This is a genomic window from uncultured Aquitalea sp., assembly GCF_945957525.1.
GTDB lineage: Bacteria > Pseudomonadota > Gammaproteobacteria > Burkholderiales > Chromobacteriaceae > Aquitalea.
In genome coordinates this window covers 31,377-48,715 of sequence record NZ_CAMFLA010000004.1, presented here as the reverse complement: position 1 = coordinate 48,715, position 17,339 = coordinate 31,377, and the positions used below count along the sequence as shown (strand labels likewise).

Here is a 17,339-nt window from a genome sequence, read left to right as displayed (position 1 = left end):
CTCACAGCGGCCTGCTGGCCGCTCTTGTCATTGTTCGTGGCGGCGCAGTCGGCTTATCAAGGCCGGCAGTTGCGCCATGTCGTTGAAAGTGAGCGCCGCGCCGCAGGCCAGCAGCTTGTCCGCTTGGCCGTCTTCCACGTGGCCGGCGCCGGTAAAGCCCAGCACTGTCATGCCGGCGGCCACAGCGGCGCTGACACCGGTGACGCTGTCCTCCACTACCAGGCACTGTTCCGGCGCTGCGCCGGCGGCGCGGCAGGCTGCCAGATACAAGGCCGGGTCGGGTTTGGCGGCGCCCACTTCGTCGGCGCAAAACACGCGATCGCCGAATTGAGTTGCCAGCCCGGCGTGCCGCAGTGCGGCGCGCACCCGATGGCCGGCGCTGTTGCTGGCCACGGATTTGGGCAGGGGGATGGCTTCCAGCGCCTCTTTGACGCCTGGTACGGCCTGCAGTCGCTCGGCCACTTCGTTTTCCACCCGGTCGCGCATGGCCGGAATGTCCAGCGCTGCCAGCGACAGCGCATGATGGCGGGCGATGTCGGCCAAGAGGTCGGGCAGGGTCAGGCCCAACCGGGGGCGGATGATGGCGGCCACATCCTGGCCCGGCAAGTGGTCGGCCAGCTCGCGTTGCAGCACGTCAAAGGCGACGGATTCGGTGTCCAGCAGTACGCCGTCGCAATCGCTGATGAGATGGGTGAATGTCCGGCTCACTTCACCGCTCCGAAAGTCAGGCCGCGCACCAGCTGTTTCTGCGTCAGCCAGCCCAGCACCATGATGGGGGCGACGGCCAGCAGCGAGGCGGCGGACAGCTTGGCCCAGAACAGGCCCTCGGGGCTGGAGTACGAGGCGATGAACACCGTCAGGGGCGCGGCGTGCGCGCTGGAGAGGTTGATGCTCCAGAAAGCTTCGTTCCAGGACAGGATCAACAACAAGAGGGCGGTGGAAGCCAGGCCCGGCAGCGACATCGGCATCAGCAGGTGGACGATCTCCTGCCAGGTGCTGGCGCCGTCGATGCGCGAGGCTTCGAGGATTTCCTTCGGTACTTCGCAGAAGTAGGTGTAGGTCATCCATACCGCGATAGGCAGATTGATCAGCGTATAGATGATGATCAGGCCGCTGAGGGTGTCCAACAGGCCGATGTTCTTCCACAGCAGATACACCGGCAGCAGCACGCCCACCGAAGGCATCATCTTGGTGGACATCATCCACAGCAGCAGCTTCTGCGTTTTGGGGCCCGGGAAAAAGGCCATGCTATAGGCGGCTGGAATGGCCACCAGCAGGCTCAGTACGGTGACGCCCACCGAAATGGCGATGGAGTTGCCGGCAAAGGCCAGGTAGTCGCTGCGGGCGAACACGTCGCGGAAGCTTTGCAGCGTGGGCGTGAAGAACACGCTCAGCTGATAGGCCTGCTCTTCGGTTTTGAAGGCGGTGATCATCATCCAGAAGATGGGAAAGAACACCAGGATGGCCACCGTCCAGGCCAGCGCCGTGGTCAGGCCGTAGCGCAAGTTGCGGGATGCGGAGCGGTTCATCGTTCGTTCTCCCCCTTGAGGTTGTTGGCCAGCATGCGCACCAGAAACACCGACACGATATTGGCCAGCAGCACGGCCAGAATGCCGCCGGTGGACGCCATGCCCACATCGAATTGCTGCAGGCCCAGCGAATAGATCAGGAAGGACAGCGTGGTGGTGGCCGTGCCCGGACCGCCCGAGGTGGTGGTGTAGATCTCGGCGAAAATCGACAACAAGAAGATGGTTTCAATCATCACCACCACGCCGATGGCGCGCTTGAGGTGGGGCAGCACGATGTAGAAAAACATCGAGAACGGGCCGGCGCCGTCGATCTGCGCGGCTTCTTTCTGCTCCGGGTCCAGCGACTGGATGGCGGTCAGCAGGATCAGGAAAGCAAATGGCAGCCATTGCCAGCTGACGATCAGGATGATGGAAAACATCGGGTATTCGCCCAGCCAGTCCACCGGTTGCAGGCCCACGGCGTGAAGCGCCGCGGCAAACAGGCCGTATACCGGGTGCAACAGCATGTTTTTCCAGATCAGCGCGCTGACGGTGGGCATGACGAAGAAGGGTGCGATCACCAGCAGGCGGGCCACGCCGCGACCGGGAAATTCCTGGTCGAACAGCACGGCCAGCAGTACGCCGCCGACAACGGAAATCAGCAGTACCGACACGGTCAGCACCAGGGTGTTGAAAATGGACGGGAAGAAGGACGGATCGCTCCACATGAAGCGGTAGTTGTCTAGCCCGACAAAGCCGGTTTGGTCCGGGCTTAGCAGGTTGTAGCGGATCAGCGAAAACCAGATGGTCATCAGCAGGGGAACAACAGACCACAGCAGCAGGCTGAGCACGGCGGGCGACATCAGCCAGCGTTGGGTCCAGCGACCGGGGCCGCGCGCGGCCTGGGCCGGTGGAGCGTCGGCGCGCAAGGCTGTATGGGCGGATGATGGCATGGGCCTCTCCGGAATCTAGAGTGTGAATGGAAGCACAACGGTACGGCGCGCGGCGGGCGCGCCGTCCGTCTTGTTGTTGTCGTAAGACTGGCTTACTTCTGATAGCCGCCCTGGACGACCGCGCGGTTGGCGGCAGCCTGGCCGGCCTTCAGCGCGGCATCCACGGAGGTGGTGCCGGCCAGTGCGCCGGAGATGGACTGACCCACCACGGTGCCGAAGGACTGGAACTCGGGAATGCCGACAAACTGGATGCCGCTGTAAGGCGCTTTCTTCAGCGTGGCGTCGTTCGGGTTGGCCGATTGAATGGCGTTCAGCACGAATTTGGCGAAAGGCGCGGCCTTCAGGTATTCAGGCTGGTTGTAGGTGGAGATGCGGGTGCCCGGCGGAACGGAAGTCCAGCCCAGGTCGGACGCTACCAGCTTGATGTATTCCTTGGAGGTGGCCCACTGCACAAACTGTTTGGCGGCTTGTTCCTGTTTGGACGACTTGGGGATGGCCAGCGACCAGGACCACAGCCAGCTGCTGCCCTTGGCAGTGACCCCGCTTGGCGCCATGGCGAAGCCCACCTTGTCGGCCACTTGCGATTCCTTCGGATTGAACAACATGCCGGCCGCCACGGTGGCGTCGATCCACATGCCGCACTTGCCGCTGGCGAACAGGGTCAGGTTTTCATTGAAACCGTTGGTGCTGGCTCCCGGCGGGCCGTAATTCTTCAGCAGGTCCACATAGAAGTTGACCGACTTTTTCCATTCCGGGCTGTCGATGGTGGCATGCCACTTTTCGTCAAACCAGCGGCCGCCGTTGGCGTTCACCAGCGTGCTCAGGTAGGCCATGTTCTCGCCCCAGCCGGCCTTGCCGCGCAGACAGATGCCGTATACGCCGCCTTTTTCCTTCAGCGCCTTGGCGTACTCGGCGATCTGGGTGTAGGTGGGCTTTTCCGGCATGTTCAGACCCAGTTTGGCGAACAGGTCCTTGCGGTAGAAAGTCATCGAACTTTCCACATAGAAGGGCAGAGCGTACAGCTTGCCGCCGTAGGACAGGCCGTCGCGCGCGGTTTTCACCACGTCGTTGACGTCATAGTCGGCGGACAGCTTGTCCATGGGGTACAGCCAACCTTTTTTCGCCCAGATCGGCGCTTCGTACGTGCCGATCATCATCACGTCGAACTTGCCGCTATTGGTGGCGATGTCGGTGGTGACGCGTTGGCGCAGCACGTTTTCTTCCAGCACCACCCAGTTGAGCTTGATGTCCGGATTCTGTTTTTCGAAAGCCGGCGACAGCTTTTTCAGTTCAACCATGTCCGGGTTGTTCAGCGCGGCGATGGTCAGCGTGGTGGCCGCGCCGGCGGACAGCGCCGTCAGGGCGAAGCCGCAGGCCAGCGCCAGTTTGCCGAAGGAAAATGCGGGTGCTTGCAGTTGCATGTTCGTCTGTCTCCTCATTGGTGTTGTAGTACAGCAAGGTGCAGCAATGGCCGGTGATGTCCGCCGGCCTGCGGATGGGGATTCGGGGGAGGGGGTCAGCTCATCCAGTTGCCGCCGTCCACATTCAGCGTCTGGGCGGTGATGTAGTCGGCGTCGGCGGAGGCCAGAAACACGGCGGCGCCCACCAGGTCGTCCGGGCGGCCCATGCGGCCCAGCGGAACGGCTTCGCCCACTCGGCGTTTTTTCTCACCGGGCTGCAGGCCTTCGTAGCGGGCGAACAGCGCGTCCACCTCCGACCACATCGGGGTATCCACCACGCCGGGGGCGATGGCGTTGACGTTGATGCCGTGCTCGGCCAGCGCTAGCGCGGCCGATTGGGTATAGCTGATCACGGCCGCCTTGGTGGCGCAGTAATGGGATACCAGCGCTTCGCCCCGACGCCCGGCCTGCGAGGACAGGTTGACGATCTTGCCGCCCCGGCCCTGCTTCACCATCTGGCGGGCGGCAGCCTGCATCAGGAAGAACATGCCCTTCACATTGACGTTGAACAGGCGGTCGTAGCTGTCGCGGCTGGCGTCCAGCAGCGGGGCGAGGTCGAAGATGGCGGCGTTGTTGTAGAGGATGTCCAGTTGGCCGAAGCGAGAGACGGCGGCGGCGATGATGCGGTCGATGTCCGCTTCGAGCGTGACATCGGCGGCTATCAGCGCAGTCTGGCCGGGAAATTGCCGGACCAGCTCTTGCATGCCTTCGCTCAGGCGCAAGTCGGCCAGCAGGCAGCAAGCGCCTTCTTGCAGGTAGCGGCGGGCGACGGCCAGGCCGATTCCGTTGGCCGATCCGGTGAGGATGGCCGTTTTATGGGTGAGTTTCACTGCATGTCTCCGTTGTAGCGGCAGATGCATTTGGGCATTTGCTCTTGTTGTGGGCAAATATTCGGTAAAATGGAAAACCGTGTCAAGCAGCTCTGAGCGGAAAGCGGGGATGTTGCAAAGCACCATGATTCATTTACGCACTTGCCGCACATAGTCAAACCTGCCGGCAAGGGCGCAAAAGCGCGCCGTACTTGACGCCGGCGGCGAAGCCAGTGATAAACGGCAAGCGGATTTCGGGCAGCGACAGTCAAAAGAAGAGGGGGAAACATGCCCAAGCAGCAGGAAAAGTTTGACCAGGCGGCGCGCGCCGCCTGGTTGTATTACGTGGCGGGGAAAACGCAAAACGAAGTGGCGGACCAGCTGAATGTGTCGCGCCAGGTGGCGCAGCGACTGGTGGCCAGCGCGGTGGAGCGCGGATTGGTCAAGGTGACGGTGCATCACCCGGTGGCGGAATGTCTGGAGTTGGCCGAAGCGCTGCGCCAGCGGTTCGGGCTGGCCATGTGCGAGGTGGTGCCGGCCGACGGCGACAGCGCCGCCGAGCTTCATCGCAAGCTGGCGGTGGCTGGCGCAGCAGTGTTTGAGCGCTATCTGGACGTGGAAAAACCGATGGTGGTAGAGCTGGGGTCGGGGCGGACGCTCAAGGCCATCATCGAGGAAATGGCCGAATTGGTGTGCCCGCAGCACCGGCTGGTGTCCCTGATAGGCACCATTGCCCATGATGGTTCTTCCAATCGCTACGATGTGGCGCTGCCGGCTTCGGAAAAAACCCAGAGCCGCTACTTCCTCTTGCCCGCCCCCCTGTACGCCGACAGCGCGGAAGATCGCAGCATGTGGTGCAATCACCGCTTGTACCGGGTGGTGGCGGAAATGGGGCAAAAGGCCGATGTGACTTTTATCGGCGTGGGCACCATTGACGAAGGCTGCGCCTTGCAGGCGGACGGCTTTCTGGATAGCGCCGAGATTGCGCGGTTGAAATCCGCCAACGCAGTGGCCGAGTTGATCGGCCGGCCCATCAATGAAGCGGGCGAATTGGTGGACAGTCCCATCCAGCAGCGCATTACCAGTCTGCCGCTGGAGCGCCCGCCCCGCCGGCCGGTGATTGCTTTCGCCGGCGGCGAACGCAAGGCGGCGGCCATTCTAGCCGTTTTGCGGGGCGGCTGGCTCACCGGGCTGGTCACGGATGAAGCCAGTGCGCGCTACATTCTGGGACAGGCGGGCTAGCTGGCCCTGGGCTGGCCAGCAAAATCCCTGTGCTTGCCGTACGCCGTGTACTGGCTGCGCTCAGGAGCCTGCTAAGGTTTTGTCAGCCGCTTTCAGCTTGATGGATGGTTGGCCGAAACGGGCAGGCGTTGATTGGTTTCTGCGACGGCTTCGATCAGCGCGTCGCCCACGATGGCCTGGTTGCGGCCGCTGCGCTTGGCCATGTATAGCCGGGCATCCGCCGTTTGCAACAGGCTTTCCAGCGTCAGGGCGGTATCCGGCCCTGGGTGGGCCACGCCGCCAATGCTGATGGTGATACGCATGACGCAGTCCGGCCCCTCGCCAAATCGGAGACCAGCCACGCTGGCGCGCAGCCGCTCGGCTAAACTGGCAAGCTGGTCCAGAGTGGCATCGTGCGAAAACAGGCAAAATTCCTCGCCGCCGTAGCGGGCCAGCAAATCGTCGCGCCGGGCGAATGTCCGCAGGTGCTCGCCCAACTCCCGCAGCACTTTGTCGCCATACATATGGCCGAAGCGGTCGTTGATCTGCTTGAAGTGGTCTATGTCGAAAATCAGCAGCGCAACCGGGCGCGATTGTTGCAGTCTTTGCCGGCATTGCTCCATGAAGCTGCGACGATTCTGCAGCCCGGTCAGACCGTCATGTTCCGCTAGTTGCCGCAGGCGTTGGTTCTGCGCTTCGATCTGCCAGAAAACCAGCGTCAACGCAGTGCCGAACATGGTCAGCGCCAGAATGTTCATCAGCATGGACTGGAAATTCACATGCGAAGGCGGCGGGAACATGTCGGTGATGGTGCCGGCATCGATCAGGCGCAGCAGCGAACAAAGCAGGCCGGTTATGGCCAGATAGAAAGAAATGCTTTGTGAAATGGGACGATAAGGCGTTCGCCGGCGTGCAATCACCCAAGCAATCAGACCGTACGCCAGGCAAAAAAACGGCATGGTCATCAGCATGCGGTAGCGGTATTGCGCTGTCAGTAGCGGAATCGACGCCATCAGGCCGCCGCACAGGACCAGGCCGGCGGCGACAGCTTGCATCAGCGGCCGCAGTGTTTTCTCCAGTCGGTGATAGTAGATCACCCCCAGCAGACAGCTAAAGATACAAGCCTCGAATAGGGAGTTTGACAGAGCGAAAACCAGCTGGGCCGGGAAAATGTCCCGGCAGTAAATCACCAAGGCTCCGGCCACGGTGGCCATTTGCGCCAGGGCCGCGCAGCGGGTGCTGGGGCTGGCGTTCTTGCGATGCAGTAGCAGCGTAAGCACGGTCGCAAAGGCAAAAAATATGCACAGCGTGGCGACTGACTCGACATACTTGCCGCTCACTTGCATGTGTGAAGCCCCATTATCTTTGTGTGTTTATGCCCGGTGCGTATGCTGACAGAATGTTGCGCTGAATCGCAACAAGCAATTCACTTGAATAAGCTATAACCATCACAGCCGCGATGGGGAGGGCTGCACGCATGACAAGCCCCGGTACGGGAACCCGGCAAGTTTTTTTCTTGTCATGAAATACTGAACTTTGGCATTTTGCACAAAATGGCTAGTAATGGAAAACCCTTGTCTGAGTTGAATTTTCCACAGGATGTCCATCCTGATAATAAAAAAATCAGCCAATTATTGAAAAGGAATACGATGAGTCAGCATTCTGAAACTTTACCTGCATGGACCATCGCCACGCCCCTGTTGGGCTGGCTGCTGCTGGCGGGCAGCGCGGCCGGCCTGAGTCTGGGTGGTTTCTATCCGGCGCTGCTGGCGGCCGGCCTGCTGGCCGGCGTGGTGGCTGCCGTGCATCACGCGGAAGTGGTGGCCCACCGCGTGGGCGAACCCTTCGGCACGCTGGTGCTGGCCGGCGCAATAACCGCCATCGAAGTGGCGCTGATCGTCACCTTGATGGTGTCGGGGGGCGAGGCCACTTCGGCACTGGCGCGAGATACCATCTTCGCCACGGTGATGATCATCCTCAACGGCATTGTCGGCCTGTGCCTGCTGGCCGGCGGTCGCAAGCACGGCGAGCAGCGCTTTACCCTGCGCGGCGTCAACGCCGCGCTGTCCACGCTGGTGGCCATTATCGGCCTGACGCTGATCTTGCCCAATTTCACCACCACCATCGTCGGCCCGTACTACAACGCCCGCCAGCTGGGTTTTGTTGCGGTGTCGTCGCTGGTGCTGTATGGCGCTTTCGTGTTTGTGCAAACCGTGCGCCACCGCGATTATTTCCTGCCGGAAAACGCCGCCGCCGACGAGGACGCCCACGCCGCGCCGCCCAGCAACAAGGTGGCGCTGGCCAGCTTGCTCTGCCTGGTGGTGGGGCTGGTTTCGGTGGTGCTGCTGGCCAAGTCCATCTCGCCGATGATCGAAGCCGGCGTGGCTGCGGTCGGCGCGCCGGCGGCGCTGGTGGGCGTCATCATCGCATCCATCGTGCTGATGCCGGAGGGGCTGGCCGCCTGGCGTGCCGCCCGCGCCGATCGTCTGCAAACCAGTCTCAATCTGGCGCTGGGTTCGGCGCTGGCCAGTATTGGCCTGTCCATTCCGGCGGTGGCCATTGTGTCCATCCTCAATGGCTGGCCGCTGGCGCTGGGCATCGACGCCAAGTCCACGGTGCTGTTGAGCCTGTCCATGATGGTGGCCATTCTGTCGCTGGGCCTGGGACGCACCACCATTCTGCAAGGGGTGGTGCATCTGGTGCTGTTCGCCACTTATCTGTTCATGACCATCTTCCCCTGATGGGGGCCGGGGCCTGTGAAGGCCGATGTCGGGCCGCCGAGCGCGGCCCGTTTCCTTTCCTGTTTTTCTTGCTTGCCTTGTGGTAGCGGTATGAGCGATTCCAGACAAAACATGGTGTTCCTGCACCTTGCTGTGCTGTTGTTCGGCGTGGCGGGCTTGTTCGGCAAGACTGTTGGCGGCGGGGCCTGGGTTATCGTGGCGGGGCGCACCGTGTTTGCCGCGCTGGCCTTGCTGCTGTTTGCACGCTGGCGGGGCGTGTCGCTGGCGGTGTCGCGCGTCGATGTCGGACGGTTTCTTTTGTCCGGCGCTTTGCTGGCGGCGCACTGGTGGACTTTTTTCCACGCTATCGCGCTGTCCAGCGTGGCGGTGGGCTTGCTGGGCTTTGCGTCTTTTCCGGTATTTGTCGCCTTGCTGGAGCCCATGGCTACCGGCGAGCGTTCCAGTCGGCAGGACAAGCTGATGATCGCGCTGGTGACGGTGGGTTTGTTGCTGGTGGTGCCGGAGTACCGTTTTGGCAGCGCGGCCACGCAGGGGCTGTTGTGGGCAGTGCTGTCCGGGTTGCTGTTCGCCTTGCTGGCGCTGGCCAACCGCAAGCTTGCCGTTTACGGCCCGGTGCGGGTGGCGTTCTGGCAAAACGGGGTGGCTGCCTTGCTGCTGGCACCGGTGGGCTGGCCGCTGTTGTGGGCGGCACCGGCGGCGGACTGGTGGCGGCTGCTTTTGCTGGGCGTGGTCTTTACTGCGCTGGCGCATGGCCTGTTCATCGCCAGCCTGCGCAGCGTGCCTGCCCGTCTGGCGGCGGTGGTGTCCGCGCTGGAGCCGGTCTACGGCATTGGCCTGGCCTGGATGCTGTTTGCCGAAGCGCCGGACGCGCGAATGCTGGCAGGCGGCGCGGTGATTCTTGTCGCCACGGTGTGGGCGTCGGCGCATCATGCCGGCAAGCCAGCGCATTGACGCAGGGCCAGGCTGTTGTTGGCTTGTTGTTGGCGTCCGGGATGGATAGCCGCGACTTGCGCTCTGCTGTTGCCACGGCGTGCCGCGCAGTGGGTTTTCCACCGCACCGGCTTGATTGTCGGCTTGCGATAGGGGAGGCTGGCATTTCATTCCCGCTCAAGGAGGCCGCATGTTCCAGCACGTCATTGTCCGTACGCCTTGTCAGTCCCTGATCGAGGGCATCACCAGCGCCAATCTCGGCTTGCCCGATCTGGCGCTGGCCATGAGCCAGCATGAGCAGTACATCGCTGCGCTGCGCCAGTGCGGGGTGGCGCTTACCATCCTGCCACCACTGGATGCTTATCCGGATTCGGTATTCGTGGAGGACGCCGCCTTGTGCACGCCCCACTGTGTGGTGGTAACGCGCCCTGGGGCGGATTCCCGTCGCGGCGAGGCTGCCCTGATGGAGCCGGTGGCAAGTCGTTTCTATGAGTGCGTGGAGCGCATCGAAGCGCCGGGCACACTAGAGGGCGGCGACGTGATGATGGTGGGTCGTCACTACTACATCGGCCTGTCCGGCCGCACCAATGCCGCCGGTGCCGAGCAGCTGATCGCCATTCTGCAACGCTACGGCCTGAGCGGCAGCGCGGTGCCGCTGACCGAGTTCCTGCACTTGAAAACCGGTTGCAGCTATCTGGAAGACAATGTGCTGCTGGCTACCGGCGAGTTTCTTTCCAGGCCTGAATTCGCCGCTTTCGACATCATCGCCGTACCGCCGGAACAGGCTTATGCCGCCAACGCCATCCGGGTCAACGACAAGGTAATCATGCCGGCCGGCTTTCCGGTGATCCGCGCGGAAATCGAGCGCCGCGGCATGACAGTGCTGGAGGTGCCGATGAGCGAGTTCGAGAAACTGGATGGCGGCGTCAGCTGCCTGTCGCTGCGGTTCTGAACGCGCTGGCATTTTAAAGATAAGGCCGCCCGATGAGGTGGCCTTGGTTTTGCCCAGCATGACGCTTCATCGGCATCGGCGGTCATCTGCCGGCTTCAGCTTTGCGTCTTGTCACTTCCTGAACTGGCGGTGCGCGCGGGCCCCTCTGTTGCAGAGCGACACAAGGCCGTGTGGCAGGTTGGCCGAAGCGCGGCCTTCGGCCAACCTTGCTTAGGATTGCGCACTGACGCTGTCGCGCAGGCGGCGAGCTTCTTCCAGCGGCGGCAGGCCGAACATGCGCTTGAACTCCCGACTGAACTGGGACGGGCTGGCGTAACCCACGGCATAGGCGGCCTGGCTCACGCTGAGGCCTTCGTGCGCCAATAGCAGGCGCGCCTTGTGCAACCGCGTGTTTTTCAGGTACTGCAAGGGCGTGCAGCCGGTCAGCTCCTTGAAGTGACTGTGGAAGGCGGAAGGGCTCATGCCGGCGGCGTTGGCCAATTGCGGCACAAACAGGGCCTGACGGTAGTGCTGCTGGATATGCTCGATGGCCTTGCGTATCTGCCGCAGCCGCCCGTGGCGGGCAAACAGAGTTTGCAGCGACTGGCCGTCGTCCGAGGAAATCACCCGGTACAACACCTCCCTGACGCGCTCCGGCCCCAGCACGGCGCAATCCCTTGGCGAAGCCAGGCACTCCACCAGACGGATGGACGCATCCAGTATCGGGTTGTCCACCGGGCACCGGTACATTCCGGCCGAGGCTTCCCCACGGCCCGGCTGGCGGCAATCCAGCCGCATCACCAGATCGCCCACCATGACCGGGTCCACCCTGATGGCCAGCGCCAGCATGGGTTGGCCGCTGGAGGGCGTTTCACAGCGAAAAGGCAGCGGCGTGGCCGCCATCAGGAAATGTTGTGGGTCCAGCACCAGCACTTGCTGGCCGTGTTGTCCCGTTTTGCAACCCTGGCCAACGATGACCACCATCGGCTCCTGCAGTACGGGGGCGGCGGGCATGGTGTTTTCCGCGCGGATCAGGCTGACGCCGTCCAGCGCGGTGGAGGTAACCCCTTCTCTCACAGCCTGCTTCATCAGCAGGCTGGCGAGTGTCTGCGCACGATCTTCAACAGGCAACATGATGTGTCTTTCCGTTTTTTTGCAGACAGTCTGTCATAGGCGAGTCGCGTTTGAAGCGGCGAACGGTCGCTGTCGGAGAATCAGGCATACAAGACGCAGAATCCGGCATTGTCGCGCCCTGTAGCGGCTCCTACAGTCATTGTTGCCAATGCGTCGGCAATATCAAGCTCTAAATACAGTTTCAAGTAAAAGATTATTGCAAGCGACTGATGGCTAAGAAAAAAGCATGACATTCAATGGCGATATCGGACAGAAAAGGGAAAACCATGAGAAAAAAGCTATTGGTGGCGATGACCGGCGTAGAGAGATACCCCGAACAGAACCGGGCGGCAGGCATCTGGCTGGGCGAGGTGGTGCACTTCGTCAGCAGGGTGGAGCAGGCGGGCTATCAGGTGGATTATATCAGCCCGCGCGGCGGCTATACCCCGCTGGATCCGCTCAGCCTGCAGCTGGCCGGAGAAATGGAATGGGCCTGGTATCAGGACAAGGGCTTCATGCGCCGGCTTAGCCTGTCATTGGCGCCGGAGGAGGTGAGGGCGGCCGACTATCTGGCGGTCTACTATGCCGGCGGTCGCGGCGCGCTGTGGGATCTGCCCACCAGCCCCGGTTTGCAGGCGATTGCCCGTTATATTTTTGAGCACGACGGCTATGTGGCGGCGGTGGGCCACGGCGTGGCAGGCCTGCTCAATATCCGTCTCGCCAGCGGGGATCATCTTATATATGGACGCGAGATCACCGGCTTTTCCAATGAGGAGGAAGCCTTGTGCGGGCAAGATCAGGTGGTGCCTTTCCTGACGGAAACCGAGCTGTTGGGACGCGGTGCGCTTTACCGCAAGGCCGCTGAACCGTGGGTGTCGCACGTGGCGATGGACGGCCGCCTCATTACCGGCCAGAACCCGGCTTCGGCCGGAGAAGTGGCCAGCTGTTTGGTGCGCGCGTTACAAGCGCAACCTGTGCTTGTGGCCTGAGGCCCGAGAGGTCAAACAGGCCCTGGGGAAAACGGCTTCCGCGCCAGAAATAGCGTGCGGAAGCCGTTGCTGCGCCTGTTTCGCCGCCTGGGCTCATAGCCCTGTGCGGAGCGCGCCAGTCCCTGCTGATCGGCAACAACGGGCAAATGGGAACGCTTAGTTCTCGGGATGGGTGGAGTACAAGTGGGTGGGGCCGCTTGCGCCGGGAAAGTCGAACGGCCCGCAGAAACGCAGGCCTGCGGCTTCCAGCACGCGAGCGGAGGCGATATTGCCGGGATCGATGAAAGCGACTACCCGCTGCAGGCCCAATCCGGACAAGCCAAATTGCACGCAGGCGGCAGCCGCTTCGCGCGCAAACCCTTGGCCGCGTCCTGCTGGCAGGAAGTTGTAGCCCACATCCTCCCAGGGCATGTCGGGGCGGCGAATCAGCCCGCACATCCCAATGCCTTCGTCGTTGTCCAGCCGTTCCACGCACCACAGGCCAAAGCCGTTGTCGGCGTAGCTGGTCAGCGGCCCTTCGGTGAGATAGCGCACGGCATCGTCGAGGGTACGCACGCCCTTGTCGGCCACAAAGCGGATGAAATCCGGATCGTTGAGCAGATCAAGCACCAATTGAGCATCGTCAATGGTGAATTCCCTCAGGCGGAGGCGGGGGGTAATGATGGGCGGCATGGCAGTAGTCCGGCAGTAGTCAGCAACAGCCGATTACCATGCCTTGGGGGCAGCGGGCTTGTCAAACCTGCTGATCGTCGGTATCATGCGCTTCTCTGTTGATGCGGCGAACGCCGCTTCGGCAAACCATCTGGAGAGGTGGATGAGTGGTTTAAGTCGCACGCCTGGAAAGCGTGTTTAGGGTAATACCCTAACGGGGGTTCGAATCCCCCCCTCTCCGCCAAACACCCCTAAAGTGTTGTTTTTACAGTAAATTCAGGTTCTATAAGGCTTTTTTGCCCCTGAGTTCTACACAACACTCCTACACATTGGCGATAAGAGTTCAATTTTCTTCTTGGCTTCCTATACTCTGGATCGGAACTCAATGAACGATGCCAATGTTACTGTAACCGCGCACGAACCTTTGCAGCACTTTGCACGTAATTTTGCACTGACATGCAGGAACATCAGTGCAAATCGTCGAGCAAATCACTATCTGGCCCTCGGGCAGTTTTACGATTGCACCAGTTTGGCTAACTGGCTTCGCAGATCAGATGCCTCCTCCTCAAGCGCCCTAAGCTTCTCTGCATCCTGATCGCTGGCTTCCCCAACCAACTGCGCCCGTAGCGGCCGGATGGACAGGGTATCAATGAGGCTGAGCCTGTGCGCGATACTATCTCGCTCAGCTTCTCGGCTGGCTGACAGGGATGCCGCGAGCGCGGCATCAATCTCCTGCGCAGTCATCGCGATGACGCGCTCCTCGCCCGTCGTAACATCCACCTCAATCCTGTTCATGTCAGCCCTCAATCAAAACGGAAACCTGCCCAGCCGAAAACTGATCGACACCGGACACCGAAGTAAGCCGCAAGCGGTCTAGCGGACCCGACAAGGCAACTGAGCCCGCAGTCCACTCCATGCGTACAGAGTCGCCCTGACCCTGGATTCCCTCTGCGCACCAGACGTTATTCCCCGACAGGGTGAAGGTTACTTGCCCCCCATACACGAAATAGCTCAGATGAACCGGCGTCAGCTTGAAGCCGCTGGAGTGATTGGCGATGGCGGGCGGGTTGCTATCGTAGGCAATGGCTGACGCCCCGCCGTAACCGGACGTTGCGACAGCGCCGGAGCCCAGCTGCACAATCGGTGGCGTCGTGGAGTTGAGCATGACGCCATGCAGGGTCAGGGTGAGTTTTTTGGCCCAGGCAGGGATTCCAGTAAAGTCGATGGAGGCACCGCTAGTCGCTGCTACCGGGCCATACAGGATCATCCGCGCCCCAGATTGCAGCGCGCTGCCATCTGCCCGCTGGTAACCGACACAGCGCCAGTTGCCGCCGCCCTCACTGCGGAAGGTTGCCACGTCGCCAGCAAGCGTCGCTATGGATGCCCCTCCAGGCAAGATCAGCTTGGTGGCGTTATGTGTCAGAACCAGGCTGCCGGCGAAGCGTACAGTCCGATTCGCGCCAGCCTGGATGACATCAAAGGCGGTAATCGGCGTACTGCCGGTGATGGTGACATACTCGCCGGTCGCCGCGCCGATAGCGACTGTTGCAGCGCTGGCAAGGTCCGCCCCCTTATTGGCATTGACAGGACCGGTCAGCATGCCGCCCGACTTCAGTAGCACAGCCTTCATGTCCGCCCCAACGGCGGCAATAAGGGCATTGATGCGCGCAACCAAGCTCATAGGAAATTAACTTTTTGCCGTGTTGTAGGCAGCCAAAAAGTCGGTTTCCGGATCACCGACGCCAAGGTTATTGCATGCCTGCAGTTTCTGCGCGGTGGTCAGCGATTGTGCTTGGTCGAAGGCAATACGATTACCCACCGCTTGCAGTAGGCCTGCGAGCGCGGTGTCATCACTGCCCAGCTTCTGTTCAATCTCCAGCAATGTGTCGTAAGCAGAACTGGCCCCACCAAGAATCTCGGCCTTGAGCGCTACCAGCTTGTCGGTGATCTTGCTGGATGACCAGGTCTTACCGGTCTCGGTCGTTGTGTCGCTGATCGATGCGCAGGCACTGGAAGAGGCGTTCTGCGCCAAGGCTAACACTTCATTAATAGAGGCGACGATGCTGGTTTTGTTGGCGGTATTCAGTGCACTCAACAAACCGATAACGGCGTTGATGGATTTGACGTCGCCAGCCATGGCCTGAGACAACGCAGTGATTCGAGCAGTAAGGGACATGGAGGTCTCCTGTTAAAGTTTGGCGATCTGGTACAGGAGCACCAGATCGATATCAAAGGTGTCTTCCAGCGACGGGCCGGGCGGACCCGGTGGTCCCTGTCGGGCAGCCTCGACGACGATCTCTTTTTCGATGGCGGTGGTTTCCAGTACTTCGCGAGCAGGATCCGGCAACAGCTCAATGACTTCATTCATGCCAACACTCCCGGTCGGACGGTAATGCGACCCGACATGAAGGGATCAATGCGACGCGGCTCCGAGCCTGGCCAGCGGATACGCAGATCAAAGACGGCATCGCGCCAGGCAAGCTGCCGTGTCCCAGAGTCATCAATAAAAAGCTGGATTGTGTTGCCGCCAGCGACGATGCCACCGTTGCTGGTCGTGAGATGCAGCAGCACGTTGGGATCATCGGTGCTGAGCTTGGCCACCAGCTCAAACTCGGCACCGGTCAGGTCGACCGGTTTGCCACCTGCAAACCAGTCCCAGGCATGCGTGAAAGTGCATCCCTGAACAATCTGCAGCGGCTCTTTTCGGATGTAGGGAAGCAAGGCAGTCTCTCAAAACAAAACACCGGACAATGGCGAGCATTGTCCGGTGTTGTTATTGATACGACAGGGGGGAAGCTGTTCGTCAATCACCACGAATGGTAATTAGGGGAGAACCAAAGACGGACTGCGAACAGGAGCCGCCTCCATCGCCGGACCTCATCCGAAAAGTGCACAAATGGCCTCGTCCGCGTGGATATTCTGGCGTAGCAACCAATGGGCTTATGCTTGCGCACATATCCAGCCTCTAACGTATCCCCATACCTTTCCATTTTCATACTACCTATAAATGCCGTAGACACCCCTTGCAGGTCACAAGCACTGGACAGACCAGGGATAGAGGTAAACTGAAAATCTGGCTCAATGAAACCATAGTCAATAACCTCAACTCGATGGCTGGATCGGCTGATGACAGCCACCATTGTTTCCTCCATAACCCAATCAGGAGTGAGCGGGCCGAACTCTACCCTTACAGAGTCTTTGCCACTGAACTGCGTCTTCCATAGGTTGATAGCACTGCAAAGGGCGGCAATGCTTGCTGCCACCATTGTTACTATATCTTTAAAGTCCACAACGGCCTCATCGTTTGCACCTTTACGCGCCATCATATATGTGAAACCAGTACAGACGCATGTCCACTATGCGGGAACGGCGATCATGTGCTTGATATAAGCACAGCAGTTGACGCGATCAAGCCAGGCATCGATGTGCAACAGCCGCACCTGACCATTGCCAAGCTGCGGCCACACCACGGCAGAACCGTCCGCCATCTTCCAGCGGCCGGCAGTGCCTCCGATCTGCACCGGATCCGAGAACCGCGACAGGGTCAGATGGATCTGATCGCCCGGATAAGTCGCATCCGGGCTCAGCATCAAATAAAACGGGTCCGGCGACTGGTAGGGCGTCAGGTCGATCTGCATGTCGGGCCGATCAATCAGGACTTGGCCTTCATACATGCCGGTAGAGCGGAAGAATGCCCAGCCCAGCGCCGGCCTCAGCATGTCTGCCGTCACCGTCAGGTAGACGCGGCAGGGCGTCGACGACCAGTCATAAGCCTGCTGCACCCAGCCGCCGGCAAGATAGGTTGCCTCGACCGCCCGCAGCAGCTGCGCCTCTGAGGTCCGCATCATCACCAGCTCGCGCTGACTCTTGTCTTGCGCCTCGATGCAGACCACCAGCTTGATATGACCTGCCGTGGACAGGTCAGACGCAATGCCCGGCCACACCGTATTCAAGAATGCATCCGGCGTATCAAAGGCAGAGCCTGGCAGGCCATCAAGACTGGCCTCAAGGTTGTTGTAAAGTCCGAACATTG

Annotated in this window: 19 protein-coding genes and 1 tRNA gene; 6 read left to right on the top strand and 14 right to left on the bottom strand. The window is 61.0% G+C overall.

The genetic code is table 11. From position 1 onward, the window contains the following. Positions 1-27 precede the first annotated feature (27 nt). From Q0P52_RS05090 to Q0P52_RS05070, 5 genes are all read right to left on the bottom strand, one after another. Positions 28-708 carry an HAD-IA family hydrolase gene (locus Q0P52_RS05090; RefSeq protein ID WP_293765781.1) on the bottom strand — a complete coding sequence of 227 codons (681 nt, stop codon included), beginning with the start codon at positions 706-708 and terminating at the stop codon, positions 28-30. After that, on the bottom strand, positions 705-1,529 hold the full coding sequence (locus Q0P52_RS05085; protein WP_293765782.1) for a carbohydrate ABC transporter permease: 825 nt from the start codon (positions 1,527-1,529) through the stop codon (positions 705-707). The genes Q0P52_RS05090 and Q0P52_RS05085 overlap by 4 nt, the downstream gene beginning before the upstream one ends. Beyond that, positions 1,526-2,461 carry a sugar ABC transporter permease gene (locus Q0P52_RS05080; protein ID WP_293765783.1) on the bottom strand — a complete coding sequence of 312 codons (936 nt, stop codon included), beginning with the start codon at positions 2,459-2,461 and terminating at the stop codon, positions 1,526-1,528. Before Q0P52_RS05080 ends, Q0P52_RS05085 begins: the two co-directional genes overlap by 4 nt. Before the next feature lie 92 nt (positions 2,462-2,553). Further along, complete coding sequence (locus Q0P52_RS05075; RefSeq protein ID WP_293765784.1) at positions 2,554-3,882, bottom strand: sugar ABC transporter substrate-binding protein; 1,329 nt, start codon at positions 3,880-3,882, stop codon at positions 2,554-2,556. Positions 3,883-3,977: 95 nt separating this feature from the next. Continuing rightward, a complete protein-coding gene (locus Q0P52_RS05070) occupies positions 3,978-4,751 on the bottom strand; it encodes an L-iditol 2-dehydrogenase (protein ID WP_293765785.1) in 774 nt (257 codons plus the stop codon). A gap of 267 nt (positions 4,752-5,018) precedes the next feature. Here Q0P52_RS05070 and Q0P52_RS05065 point away from each other — a divergent pair, with 267 nt between their 5' ends. Continuing rightward, a complete protein-coding gene (locus Q0P52_RS05065) occupies positions 5,019-5,972 on the top strand; it encodes a sugar-binding transcriptional regulator (RefSeq protein WP_293765786.1) in 954 nt (317 codons plus the stop codon). Positions 5,973-6,064: 92 nt separating this feature from the next. Here Q0P52_RS05065 and Q0P52_RS05060 read toward each other — a convergent pair whose 3' ends face one another. Continuing rightward, positions 6,065-7,231, bottom strand: coding sequence for a GGDEF domain-containing protein (locus Q0P52_RS05060; protein ID WP_293765787.1), 1,167 nt, complete (start codon positions 7,229-7,231; stop codon positions 6,065-6,067). A 369-nt stretch (positions 7,232-7,600) separates the two neighbouring features. Between Q0P52_RS05060 and Q0P52_RS05055 the strand changes: the two genes are divergently transcribed. The 3 genes from Q0P52_RS05055 (at position 7,601) to Q0P52_RS05045 (ending at position 10,574) form a co-directional block, all read left to right on the top strand. After that, positions 7,601-8,692, top strand: a complete 1,092-nt coding sequence (locus Q0P52_RS05055) for an ionic transporter y4hA (protein WP_293765788.1) — start codon at positions 7,601-7,603, stop codon at positions 8,690-8,692. A gap of 90 nt (positions 8,693-8,782) precedes the next feature. Then, positions 8,783-9,643: a DMT family transporter gene (locus Q0P52_RS05050; protein WP_293765789.1), complete on the top strand. Its 861-nt coding sequence runs from the start codon at positions 8,783-8,785 to the stop codon at positions 9,641-9,643. A gap of 169 nt (positions 9,644-9,812) precedes the next feature. Further along, positions 9,813-10,574, top strand: a complete 762-nt coding sequence (locus Q0P52_RS05045; protein ID WP_293765790.1) for an arginine deiminase family protein — start codon at positions 9,813-9,815, stop codon at positions 10,572-10,574. Positions 10,575-10,784: 210 nt separating this feature from the next. Here the strand turns inward: Q0P52_RS05045 and Q0P52_RS05040 are convergent, their stop codons facing one another. Continuing rightward, positions 10,785-11,687 carry an AraC family transcriptional regulator gene (locus tag Q0P52_RS05040; RefSeq protein WP_293765791.1) on the bottom strand — a complete coding sequence of 301 codons (903 nt, stop codon included), beginning with the start codon at positions 11,685-11,687 and terminating at the stop codon, positions 10,785-10,787. A 266-nt stretch (positions 11,688-11,953) separates the two neighbouring features. Between Q0P52_RS05040 and Q0P52_RS05035 the strand changes: the two genes are divergently transcribed. Next, the gene (locus Q0P52_RS05035) at positions 11,954-12,655 is read left to right on the top strand and encodes a type 1 glutamine amidotransferase domain-containing protein (RefSeq protein WP_293765792.1); all 702 of its coding nucleotides are present in this window, start codon (positions 11,954-11,956) and stop codon (positions 12,653-12,655) included. A 156-nt stretch (positions 12,656-12,811) separates the two neighbouring features. Here Q0P52_RS05035 and Q0P52_RS05030 read toward each other — a convergent pair whose 3' ends face one another. Continuing rightward, entirely contained in the window at positions 12,812-13,327 is a 516-nt protein-coding gene (locus tag Q0P52_RS05030; protein WP_293765793.1) for a GNAT family N-acetyltransferase, read from the bottom strand. Between the two features lie 132 nt (positions 13,328-13,459). Between Q0P52_RS05030 and Q0P52_RS05025 the strand changes: the two genes are divergently transcribed. Continuing rightward, a tRNA-Ser gene (locus tag Q0P52_RS05025) sits at positions 13,460-13,550 on the top strand. 269 nt (positions 13,551-13,819) lie between these two features. Here the strand turns inward: Q0P52_RS05025 and Q0P52_RS05020 are convergent. The 6 genes from Q0P52_RS05020 to Q0P52_RS04995 all read right to left on the bottom strand — a co-directional run bounded on the left by Q0P52_RS05020 (position 13,820) and on the right by Q0P52_RS04995 (position 17,337). Beyond that, a complete protein-coding gene (locus Q0P52_RS05020) occupies positions 13,820-14,101 on the bottom strand; it encodes a hypothetical protein (protein ID WP_293765794.1) in 282 nt (93 codons plus the stop codon). A gap of 1 nt (position 14,102) precedes the next feature. After that, positions 14,103-14,987 (bottom strand): hypothetical protein, encoded by an 885-nt coding sequence (locus tag Q0P52_RS05015; RefSeq protein ID WP_293765795.1) that lies wholly within the window; start codon positions 14,985-14,987, stop codon positions 14,103-14,105. A 6-nt stretch (positions 14,988-14,993) separates the two neighbouring features. After that, complete coding sequence (locus tag Q0P52_RS05010; protein ID WP_293765796.1) at positions 14,994-15,482, bottom strand: hypothetical protein; 489 nt, start codon at positions 15,480-15,482, stop codon at positions 14,994-14,996. Between the two features lie 12 nt (positions 15,483-15,494). Continuing rightward, positions 15,495-15,674 (bottom strand): hypothetical protein, encoded by a 180-nt coding sequence (locus tag Q0P52_RS05005; protein WP_293765797.1) that lies wholly within the window; start codon positions 15,672-15,674, stop codon positions 15,495-15,497. Beyond that, positions 15,671-16,027: a hypothetical protein gene (locus Q0P52_RS05000; RefSeq protein WP_293765798.1), complete on the bottom strand. Its 357-nt coding sequence runs from the start codon at positions 16,025-16,027 to the stop codon at positions 15,671-15,673. The genes Q0P52_RS05005 and Q0P52_RS05000 overlap by 4 nt, the downstream gene beginning before the upstream one ends. Before the next feature lie 635 nt (positions 16,028-16,662). Then, on the bottom strand, positions 16,663-17,337 hold the full coding sequence (locus Q0P52_RS04995; RefSeq protein ID WP_293765799.1) for a hypothetical protein: 675 nt from the start codon (positions 17,335-17,337) through the stop codon (positions 16,663-16,665). Between the last annotated feature and the right edge of the window lie 2 nt (positions 17,338-17,339).